At 52.1% G+C, this 2,106-nt stretch carries 1 protein-coding gene; it reads left to right on the top strand.

Going from position 1 to position 2,106, the window contains the following annotated elements; genetic code table 11:
* A partial coding sequence (locus tag Q0236_RS06875; protein ID WP_297916330.1) for a PD-(D/E)XK nuclease family protein occupies nucleotides 1–2,066 on the top strand: 2,066 nt, incomplete at its 5' end.
* Nucleotides 2,067–2,106: the final 40 nt, after the last annotated feature.

Below are 2,106 nucleotides of genomic sequence, written 5' to 3'. Positions count from 1 at the left end.
CTACGCAGCTAAATTCTAAACCCGTGCGCGCTATCAGCGAGATTTGCGGTCTAGAGTTCGAGCCGGGCAAAAGATATAGCGTAAATTTAAGCTCGGGTGAAATTTTACGCGAAGAGCCTCTGGGCGCGGACGGCGAGATCGTTTATCGCTCCTTTGAGCTACGAAGCTTGCAGGCGAGCTACGTTTTTGAAAAAATTTCATCCTTCGAGCGCGCAGGCATCGCGCCCGAGCACATCGTCGTGATCCTACCCGACGAGAGCTTTGCGGACACGCTGCGGCTCTATGACGAGCGCATCGCAAAAGCCCGCGGCTCGCATCGCATGCTAAATTTCGCGATGGGCAGAAGCGTAAAAGATAGCCTATTTTACGTCACACTTGAAAAAATTTCGCAGTGCCTAAAAGAGGGGCTTGCTCCGAAATTCGGCGTGGATTACCGCGCAAAAACTGCGGAAAATTCCATCCGCGCAGGCGGCGAAAATTTCAGTTCGGATGCGACGGCAAGCCCCGAGCTTTTGGATATGGCGCGCGACATGCGGGGCTTAGAAGCGGGCGGCCACGGCGCACAAAATTTTAAATCAAGCGGCGAGAATTTTAGATCTCGCGGCGAATGCGGCGGTAAAAATTACGAAGCGTGCAGCGAAAACCTTAGTAAAAATAGCCGTCAAAAGGAGCGGCCAAAGCCCGCGGAACTCGATCTGTTCTTTGGCCTAATCGGGCTTGAGAGCGAGCTTTTTAAAGAATTTGAGCTAAATTTTAATAATCCGCAGAGCTTTGAAAAATTTGAGGCGCTGATCCGTAAAATTTTAAATTTGCCCAAAATTTACGACGCGGTTTTGGAGGCAAAGATCAAGGAGCCTTTGTATCTGATCGAAATTTTGCTGCGAAAGCTGCGCGGCGAGAGCTTAAGCCTTAGCAATTTGATCGATCTTTTTCTGCTTGAGCTAGGTGGGCTCAAACTCGACGACGTTAGCGGCGGCAAGGTCACTGCGATGGGGCTTTTGGAGAGCCGCGGGCTGCAATTTGACGGCGTGATAATCATCGATTTTAACGACGATCTGGTGCCTAAGCGGGTGAAAAACGAGATGTTTCTAAACGCCGCGCTGCGCGCCAGAGCGGGGCTCATCAGCCATGCGGACCGCGAAAATTTACAAAGATTTTACTACGCGAGCTTGATTTTGGGCGCGAAAAAAACGGCGATTTGTTATCTTCAAAACAGCGAAAAATCGCCGTCGCGCTTCCTAAAAAGCTTTGATGCGGCGCTTGATTGCGAGTTTTCGCAGGAGGATTACTTACGGCTTTTCGGCGAGAGGCGGTTTTTACCCGCTCTGCGCGGCCAGGACGATCCGATTTTGCGGCACGATTTTTTTGAAAATCCGCTTTCGTTTTCCAGGCTCGACAGCTTTTTGGCATGCAAGAGGCAGTATTTTTACAAATATATCGCAGCGCTTGCGGAGGGGCTAAACTTCGGCGAGGACGGCGCGCTGCGAGGCACGATTTTGCACTCTAGCTTTGAGCGGTTTTACTGCGCTGCGGGGGTTAAATTTAACTTCGATAAATTTAGCAAAATTTACTCCGCTATTGCGGCGGATGCGGGGCTAGGCAGGTTTGATGCGGAGCTGGAGCTACAAAAGATCAAAAAGATCGCCCCTGCGCTACAGCAGCACGAGCAGACTTGGAGCTTTGCATGCGGCGAGCAGCGGTGCGAGGGCGAGTTTGAGGGGGTGCGGCTGAGCGGGCGGATAGACCGCATCGACGAGGACGGGCGCGGTGGCAAATTTATCATCGATTACAAAAGCAGCAACGGCAAGCCGCAGAGCTTTCAGCTAAGCTTCTACCAGGCGCTGCTGGGGTGCGAATGCGAGAGCGCGTATCTGGCGCTCGGGGATGAGGGCTTCGTGTATCCAGGCGCAAAAACTCCGACGCTTCAGGCTCTGCGCGAGAAATTGGGCGCGCTTAAGGAGGAGTTTGCGCACGAAGTGGTTTTTACGCGCACGGATGAACCCAAGACCTGCGAATACTGTGCTTATAAGATCATTTGCAAAGGGCGTATCGATGGCAAAATTTGAAAATTATCTGGCGCTTGAAGCGAGCGCAGGCAGCGGCAAG

It is taken from the genome of uncultured Campylobacter sp. (assembly GCF_938031315.1).
Lineage (GTDB): Bacteria > Campylobacterota > Campylobacteria > Campylobacterales > Campylobacteraceae > Campylobacter_B.
Note: the sequence above shows the minus strand (reverse complement) of the source record. Positions and strands in the feature narration are given on the sequence as shown.